This is a genomic window from Bradyrhizobium sp. 62 (genome assembly GCF_023073035.1).
Taxonomy (GTDB): domain Bacteria; phylum Pseudomonadota; class Alphaproteobacteria; order Rhizobiales; family Xanthobacteraceae; genus Bradyrhizobium.
In genome coordinates, this window is sequence record NZ_JADPIT010000010.1 from 461348 (window position 1) to 469718 (window position 8371).

The 8371-nt window shown below is 63.7% G+C and carries 6 protein-coding genes; 3 read left to right on the plus strand and 3 right to left on the minus strand.

The window, feature by feature from the left end; translation table 11 throughout:
* The first annotated feature begins 144 nt into the window (after positions 1-144).
* The 3 genes from IVB47_RS06360 to IVB47_RS06370 all read left to right on the plus strand — a co-directional run bounded on the left by IVB47_RS06360 (position 145) and on the right by IVB47_RS06370 (position 2624).
* A complete protein-coding gene (locus IVB47_RS06360) occupies positions 145-990 on the plus strand; it encodes a CmcJ/NvfI family oxidoreductase (RefSeq protein ID WP_247460431.1) in 846 nt (281 codons plus the stop codon).
* 103 nt (positions 991-1093) lie between these two features.
* Positions 1094-1405 (plus strand): septal ring lytic transglycosylase RlpA family protein, encoded by a 312-nt coding sequence (locus IVB47_RS06365; protein WP_007601095.1) that lies wholly within the window; start codon positions 1094-1096, stop codon positions 1403-1405.
* A gap of 49 nt (positions 1406-1454) precedes the next feature.
* Positions 1455-2624, plus strand: coding sequence for a Gfo/Idh/MocA family oxidoreductase (locus IVB47_RS06370; RefSeq protein WP_247460433.1), 1170 nt, complete (start codon positions 1455-1457; stop codon positions 2622-2624).
* 1086 nt (positions 2625-3710) lie between these two features.
* Here IVB47_RS06370 and IVB47_RS06375 read toward each other — a convergent pair.
* The 3 genes from IVB47_RS06375 to IVB47_RS06385 form a co-directional block, all read right to left on the minus strand.
* Entirely contained in the window at positions 3711-5021 is a 1311-nt protein-coding gene (locus IVB47_RS06375) for an ABC transporter substrate-binding protein (protein ID WP_027570849.1), read from the minus strand.
* 153 nt (positions 5022-5174) lie between these two features.
* On the minus strand, positions 5175-7691 hold the full coding sequence (gene uvrA / locus IVB47_RS06380; protein WP_247460435.1) for an excinuclease ABC subunit UvrA: 2517 nt from the start codon (positions 7689-7691) through the stop codon (positions 5175-5177).
* Positions 7692-7865: 174 nt separating this feature from the next.
* The coding region (locus tag IVB47_RS06385) for an ABC transporter substrate-binding protein (RefSeq protein ID WP_247460436.1) at positions 7866-8371 on the minus strand (506 nt) is incomplete at its 5' end.

An 8371-nucleotide genomic window follows, 5' to 3' on the forward strand; every position in this document is an offset into this window, starting at 1 on the left:
GCGGCGAGCGTTGGTCTTTCCTCGAAACGATCCTTCTGCATTCCGCGCTCATGACAACACCCGCGTTGCTATTTGCACGACCTCCCTTGCGCCGCGCGCCATCCCGGCAAAAATCATAACGACGACCACATCGGGAGACCGGCCATGGGCCTGCAAGAAACAAAAATCGAATCGCTTCCCTTCGTCACCGCCGAACTCAACTATCTCGCGCCGGTTTCCGGCAAGCCGCGTACCTACGCCTTCGATCCGCCGCCTGGCGAGCCCAAGAGCACGTCGTTGCCGGAGCCGCATCAGGTCCCGATCTTCGATGCGCGACTGATCGCGCAGAATTTCTCGCTCGACCGCGAAGGCTTTGCGCTGGTGCGGCATCCAACCCAGGTCAAGGACTTCAGCAACGACGAAGAGGTAAGGGCGGTCTACTATCCCGCCGTCGAGGCCTTCCTGCGCGCAACGCTGAAAGCCGACCGCGTCGTTATCTTCGATCATACCGTGCGCAGGCGGGTCGAGGGCGCTGCGGATATTCGCGACGGTGGCCCGCGTCAGCCGGCAACACGCGTCCACGTCGACCAGACCGCCGTCTCGGGCGCCAACCGTGTGCGCGAGCATCTGCCCGATGAGGCCGAGGAGCTGCTCAAAGGCCGCATCCAGGTGATCAATTTGTGGCGGCCGATCCGCGGCCCGTTGCGCGACTCACCGCTCGCGATGGCCGACGGCACGACGGTGGCGCCCGACGATCTCGTCGCCTCCGATCTGATCTATCCCAACCGCCGCGGCGAGACTTATTCGGTGAAATACAATCCAAACCATCGCTGGTTCTATTTCCCGGAGATGACGTCGGACGAAGCGCTGCTACTCAAGTGCTACGATTCCGCGACGGACGGCCGCACCCGCTTCGGGCCCCACACCGCGTTCGTCGATCCCACTACGCCGGCCGATGCGGCACCGCGCGAAAGTATCGAGGTTCGGACGCTCGTGTTTCACAAACAGTAACAATGTGTGATGGCACCGCCGGGCGCGACCCGGCGGCGCCTGAGGAACCCACGGGAACCAACAAACGTTGCTGCGCGGGGCAGGGCCAACCGGGAGCGGTGCCGTGCGAGCGCAGACCACGCTATTTTCTTGCCTTGCCACTTTTTCGCTTTCTGCAGTTTCCTTTGCCCAGGCCGAGAGCGGGCTTGCCTCCTATTACGGATACGGAAAAGCCGGAAAAGGCGAGCTGACCTGCGCGCACCGGACGCGCCCCTTCGGAAGCGTGCTGAGGGTGTCGTACGGGAGCCGCTCGATTCAATGCCGGGTCAACGATCGCGGCCCCTTCATCCGCGGCCGGATCGTCGATCTCTCGGTGCCGGCCGCCAAGGCGCTGGGCATGATGAGCGCCGGCGTGGTGCGGGTCTCGGTGGAATAGGTCCGCCGGCGCGCTATAGTGCCGCCCAAAGCATGGGTCAGGGGGCGCTATGGCCAGGATCAGGGTGGGACTCGTCGGCTGCGGCTTCGTGTCGGAGCTGCATATGTATGCGTTCCGGCGCGTCTACGGCGTGGATGTCGAGGTCGCGGCGGTCGCTGCGCGCGGCGACCAAGTCGTCGAGTTTGCACATCGCCACCAGATCCCGCGGGTCTATCGCGGCTTCGCCGAGCTGATCGCAGACCGCGAGCTCGACGTCATCGACATCTGCACGCCGCCCAATCTGCATGCCGAAATGATCGTCGCCGCCATGCAGGCCGGCAAGCACGTGATCTGCGAAAAGCCGTTCGCCGGCTATTTCGGCCGCGACGGCGACCGGCAGCCGATCGGCAAGCATGTGCCGAAGGCGCTGATGTATGAGCGCGTGCTGGAGGAGATGGACGCCACGCGTGCCGCGATCGAGCGCACCGGAAAGCTCTTCATGTATGCCGAGGACTGGATCTACGCCCCCGCGGTGACCAAGACCGCGGAGATTCTAAGAGCGACCAAAGACAAAATCCTGTTCATGAAGGGCGAGGAGAGCCATTCCGGCTCGCACGCGGCCCATGCCGCGCAATGGGCGATGACCGGCGGCGGCTCGCTGATCCGGATGGGCTGCCATCCGCTCTCCGCCGTGCTGTATCTCAAGCAGGTCGAGGCCAAGGCGCGCGGCGAGACCATCCGCGTCGCCAGCGTCACCGGCGATGTCGGCAACGTCACGGCCGTCCTCAAGCCGGAGGAGCGTACCTACATCAAGGCAAATCCTGTTGACGTTGAGGATTGGGGCACGCTGACCGCGACGTTTTCGGACGGCACCAAGGCTACCGTGTTCTCCGGCGACATGATCATGGGCGGCGTGCGCAATCTGATCGAGACCTACACGTCGGGCGGCTCGCTGTTCGCCAACATCACGCCGAACAATCATTTGATGAGCTACCAGACCTCCGAGGAGAAGCTCGCCTCCGTCTACATCACCGAGAAGGTCGACCGCAAAACCGGCTGGCAATATGTCTGCCTCGAAGAGGAGTGGACGCGCGGCTATCTCCAGGAGATCCAGGACTTCATGGAATGCGCCGCGACGGGACGGCAGCCGCTGTCGGACCTCGCGCTGGCGTATGAGACGATCAAGGTGAACTATGCGGGATACTGGGCGGCAGAGGAGGGACGGCGGGTGGTGTTATAGGGCGTGACAACGCCGATCTAGCTGAACCCGGTGCGTCCGTATTCAGCGCCTCCCGAGTGTCGTCAATGAGAAGCGCTGTGCGTCGCCTGGTCTCGCTCGCGACCTTGCCGCGACAAGGGCGCGAGCCTGATCGAGCGAATAGGCGCAGACTGTGAACAGCGGCTTCGGGCTCTGGCCGGGGATCGGCTGAAGGACTGTGAAGGGCTTCGGGTTTCGCATGGCTTGCTCCGGGCTTGCAACGACGATGCCGTCCTGTCCCGGTTCAGCCACCAGTGGGCGATGCAGTAAAACCAAGCTTTCGCCCCGAAATTCATTGTCCGACACTGATTGCGGGGCCTGATAGCCGCCGCCGATGTCGCGGCTGAAGCCACCCCCGTTGTGCCAAGGACCCCACCAGCCCATCGTAGCGCTTGACGAGGGGACATGACTGGCAAATCTTTGTCGCGTTATTGGCACGGTCTGTTTGGATATGGATTAAATCATTGTGGAAAGTTCAGCTCAAACTACGCTTGGAAATACACTCGTCTCGCTCCTGATCTGGGCCTGCATGGCGAGCGCTGCGTTGGCTCAATCTGGCAGTGCAGGCGGGAGTATCTCGAATGATGAGAAATCCCTTTCCGGCTTGCGGCAGGCACCGCGCACGGCGGAGCCTGAGAAGCCCGCACGACGCAGCAAGCCCGAAGCCGCCCGGAAAAGCGGTGGTGGTGGTAGCGGTGTTAGCAAGTTCGACGGCGTGTGGCTCGTTACTGCAGTGGGCTGCGGTACCACCACCACGTCGACAGTCGTCGTCTCCGGCGGAAGCGTCAGTGGCGGGGGTGCCACCGGAACGATCAACGCCAACGGGGTCGGCCACTCCGTCGGTATCTACGATGGGGTCACCGTCACCGGTACCAGCTTTACTTCGGGCAATCGAGGCACCGGAACGTTCAGAGCATCGACTGGCTGTACAGGCACAGTCACCTCAATCAAACAGTAAAACGATTGCCTAATTGGGGAGGTGCGACCTACTCACCCGTCTCACCGCTTCGCGGCGAGCCACCCTCTCCCGCAAGGGGAGAGGGTGCACCGTCGTCGCGGCGCGTAGCCTCACGTCCCGTAGGTCGATCCCTTCGGCAGCGGAAACACCGGGTCTTGCGTCCTGATGTTCGTCGGCCACACCACCGAGATGTGCTCGCCGGCATTCTGCATCACGACGGGGGTCGAGCGTTCGTTCTGGCCGGAGAGCGGCGTGCCCGGTGGGAAGAACTTTACGCCATAGCCCTGGATGGTGCCGCCGGCGGGAATGTCTACGTCGAGCGCGGCCTTGCGAATGGCCTCGGGCTCGAAGCTGCCGTACTTTTCCTTGGCGACCGGCAGCACGCTGTTGAGCAGAATCCAGGTCTGGTTGAAACCCATCGAGCAGTGCGGCGGCACGTCGGTCGCGCCGGTCTTGGCCTGGTAGCGCGTGACCATGGTCTTGGTCAGATCGCCGATTCCAGGCGCAAGCTTGGCGGAATCAAGCAGTTGCGCCGGCACCGGATCGATGTTGCAGAAATTGTCGATGTCGGGGCCGAAGGTCGCGCGCAACTTGTCGAGCTGGCTGTAGCCGGCGCCCGCGCCGAACAGCATCTTGAAGCGCAGGCCGCTCTCGCGGGCCTGACGCAGGAACAGCGTGATGTCGGGGTTGTAGCCGGCATGCGAGATCACATCGACCTTGGCGCGCTTGAGCTTGGTCACAAGCACCGAGAGATCGGGTGCGGACGCCGAATAGCCTTCGCGCATCACCACCTGGATGCCCGCCTGTTTGGCATAGGCCTCGTCGGCCGCCGCGACGCCGACGCCATAAGGCCCGTCCTCGTGGATCAGCGCAACCTTGACGTCCTTCGGGTCCATGCCGAGCTTGCCTTGCGCGTGCTCGGCGACGAAGCCCGCGAAGGCCTGGCCGTACTGGTCGGAATGGATCTGCGCGCGAAACACGTATTGCAGGTTCTTGTCCTTGAACACGGCGGTCGAGACCGCGGTCGTGATCCAGAGGATCTTCTTCTGCTGCTCGACCTTCGCGGCCATCGGCACCGCATGCGCGCTGGAATAGACGCCGTTGATGATGTCGATCTTTTCCTGGCTGATCAGCCGCTCGGCTTCGTTGATCGCCACGTCCGCCTTGCTCTGCGAGTCCGCCGCGACCGGCACGATCTTGGTCTTGCCGCCGATGCCGCCCTTTTCGTTGACGAGGTCGATCGCGATCTGCGCGCCGACCGAGGAGGCGACCGAGCCGCCAGCGGCGAACGGACCGGTGAGGTCGTAGATCAGGCCGATGCGTAAATTTTCGGCTTGCGCCTGGGCCCGTGTCCAATCGAGGCTGAGTGCGGCGGCGGCAGCCGCCGAGCTCTTCAGCAGCTGCCTGCGTGAAGTCGGCATCCTATCCTCCCTCAAAAACCGTTTTATGATTTGGTCTTGTTATTCTTTTTCGAAGTATGGGGAGCGGGGCGGCGGAAAGTCAACATGGCGAAAGTCGGGGTCCCGCCTCCGCGGCGCAGAACGCAATTGCGAAATGGGTGATGAGACCGAGCGCTACTGTTTCAAGCGACGGGCGAGATAGCCGGCGGTCTTCCCGCCGGCCTTGGCCACCTCGCGCGGTGTCCCTGACGCAACAATGCGGCCGCCTTCATCGCCGGCGCCGGGGCCGAGGTCGATAATCCAGTCGCTGTGAGAGACGACATCCATGTCATGCTCGACCACGACCACGCTGTTGCCGGCGTCCACGATGCGCTCGAGCTGGGCGATCAGTCGCTCGACATCCTTGGGATGAAGACCGGTGGTCGGCTCGTCCAGGACATAGAGCGTGTGACCGCGTTGTGGCCGCATGAGCTCGGTCGCGAGCTTGATGCGCTGGGCTTCGCCACCCGACAGTTCGGTCGCGGACTGACCGAGACGAATATAGCCGAGCCCGACCTCGCGGACGACCGATAGCGACCGGTTGAGAGTTGGATCTTCGCGGAAGAATTCGAAGGCCTCGTCGACGCGCATCATCAGCACATCCGCGATGGATTTTCCGCGGACCTTCACCTCCAGCGTCTTGTCGTTGTAACGCGCGCCCTTGCAGGTCGGGCAGGGTGCGTAGACGCTGGGCAGGAACAGAAGCTCGACGCAGACAAATCCCTCGCCTTCGCAGGTGCTGCATCGGCCTTTCGCGACATTGAAGGAAAAGCGCCCGGCATCGTAGCGGCGGGACTTTGCCTGCGGTGTCGCGGCGAACAGCCGCCGGACGTGGTCAAACAGGCCGGTATAGGTCGCAAGGTTCGATCGTGGCGTGCGGCCGATCGGCCTCTGGTCCACCACCACGAGGCGATCGATCTGGTCAAGGCCGGCGACAATCCTGCCGCCCAATGTCTCGACCGTGGGTGCTGCCAGGCTGTCGTCGTCCGCTTCCGCGGCCCGGGTATGGCCGAGATGCTCCGCCACGACATCGACGAGGAATTGACTGATCAGGCTCGATTTGCCCGAGCCCGACACGCCGGTCACGCTGGCGAGAATCCCGAGCGGGATATCGACGTCGAGGCCGCGCAGATTGTTTCGGGTCACACCCCGGATCTTCAGGTGGCCCTTCGGCTCGCGGCGGACCGTCGGCAGCGGCTTTCGTGGATGCGCGAGATAATGGGCGGTTCGCGATTGCGCGACCTGCCCGAGCCCTGCGGGCGGGCCGCTATAGAGAATGTTTCCCCCGCCCTCGCCAGCATCCGGCCCGACGTCGACCAGCCAGTCGGCATGCCTGATCACCTCGATCTCATGCTCGACCACGAAGATCGAATTGCCCGCATGCTTCAGCCTGTCCAGCGCCCGCAGCAGCGCCTCGGTGTCGGCGGGATGCAGACCTGCCGACGGTTCGTCGAGCACGTAGACGACGCCGAACAGGTTGGAGCGGACCTGTGTCGCAAGTCGTAGCCGCTGCAACTCGCCCGGCGACAGCGTCGGCGTGCTGCGCTCGCAAGCGAGATAGCCGAGGCCGAGATCGAGCAGGACGGCCAGCCGCGCCGACAGGTCCTCGCAGATGCGCCTGGCGACGATGGTCTTCTCCGATGCCCCATCCGTCGAAGCCTTCGCGAATGGCTTCATCACCTCCTGCAGCTTCTTGAGCGGCAGATGCGACATCTCGGCGATATCAAGGCCGGCGAATTTGACCTTGAGCGCCTCGGGCTTCAATCGCGTGCCGTGGCAGGTCGGGCAGTCCTGGGTGATCATGAATTGCGCGACGCGGCGCTTCATCATCGCACTCTCGGACTTGGCATAGGTCTGCATCACGTAGCGCTTGGCGCCGGTGAACGTGCCTTGATAGCTCGGCTCCTCCTTGCGGCGGAGGGCTCGTTTGACTTCTGCCGCAGTGTAACCGGCATAGACCGGAACGGTCGGCTGCTCCTCCGTGAACAGGATCCAGTCGCGGTCCTTCCTGGGCAGCTCACGCCAGGGCTTGTCAACGTCGTAGCCTAGCGTCGTCAGGATGTCCCGGAGGTTCTGTCCCTGCCAGGCACTCGGCCAGGCCGCGACGGCGCGCTCGCGAATGGTGAGGGTGTCGTCGGGCACCATGGATTTTTCGGTGACGTCGAGCATCCGGCCGATGCCGTGGCAGGTCGGGCAGGCGCCTTCCGGCGTGTTCGGCGAGAACGATTCCGCATAGAGCATCTTTTGTCCGCGCGGGTAATCGCCGGCACGGGAATAGAGCATCCTGAGCAGGTTCGAGATGGTGGTCACGCTGCCGACGGACGACCTCGTCGTCGGCGCGCCGCGCTGCTGCTGGAGCGCGACGGCGGGCGGCAGGCCTTCGATGTCGTCGACCTCAGGGATCTGCATCTGGTGGAAGAGGCGGCGCGCGTAAGGCGACACCGATTCCAGATATCGCCGTTGCGCCTCGGCGTAGATCGTCCCGAAGGCGAGCGAGGATTTTCCGGAGCCCGACACGCCCGTGAACACGACGAGGGCGTTGCGCGGAATACTGACGTCGACGTTCCTGAGATTGTGCTCACGCGCGCCGCGCACGCGAACGAAGCCGTCGTCCTGCATCAGGCCATCGGGTCGTCTTGGTCGGTCGTCCATCTGGCTGCTCCGGCCCACGCATGGGAGGTTAACGGCAGGATCGCAGGATGGGTCCACCGATGACAGCGTACCAGTGGCGTTCTGCACAAAACAAAGGCCCGTCGCGGCTGGAGCGACGGGCCTTGCAAAGGCGATGGGGCGCTCGGGACCGAGCCCGGTGCCCAGTCCGGCGTATTACTGCGACAGCTTCACGAAGCTCGGAAACTTCAGCTTGCCTTCCGCGATCTTCTCGGGCCAGACCACGACCTGCTTGGAGTCCTGCCACTGGAAGACCAGACCGGATACGGTCGTCGGACCCGACTTGATGCCGTGGGTGAACTCGTCGTCCTTGCCGTAGAATTGGATGCGGCCGATCGTGCCCTCGTAGTCGGTCTTTTCGAGTTCGGCGACCATCTTGTCGGGATCGGTCGAGCCCGCGCGCGTGATCGCCTCCGTGATGAAGTAGACCTCGTCATACGCGGTGTAGCCGGTATAGGCCGGCGGCGAGCCGAACTTGGCCTTGAAGGCGGCCGCGAACGGTTTCGTCTTGGAGGTCACGGCGACATCGGGCGTTGCGACCGCCAGCGACGGGACGCCGTCGGCGGCGCCATTGGTGTCCTTCCAGAAGGTCGGGCTCAGCGCCTGCGCGCTGATGCCGAACATCGGGATTGGTACCTGCTGGTTCTTCCACTGCACCGTCG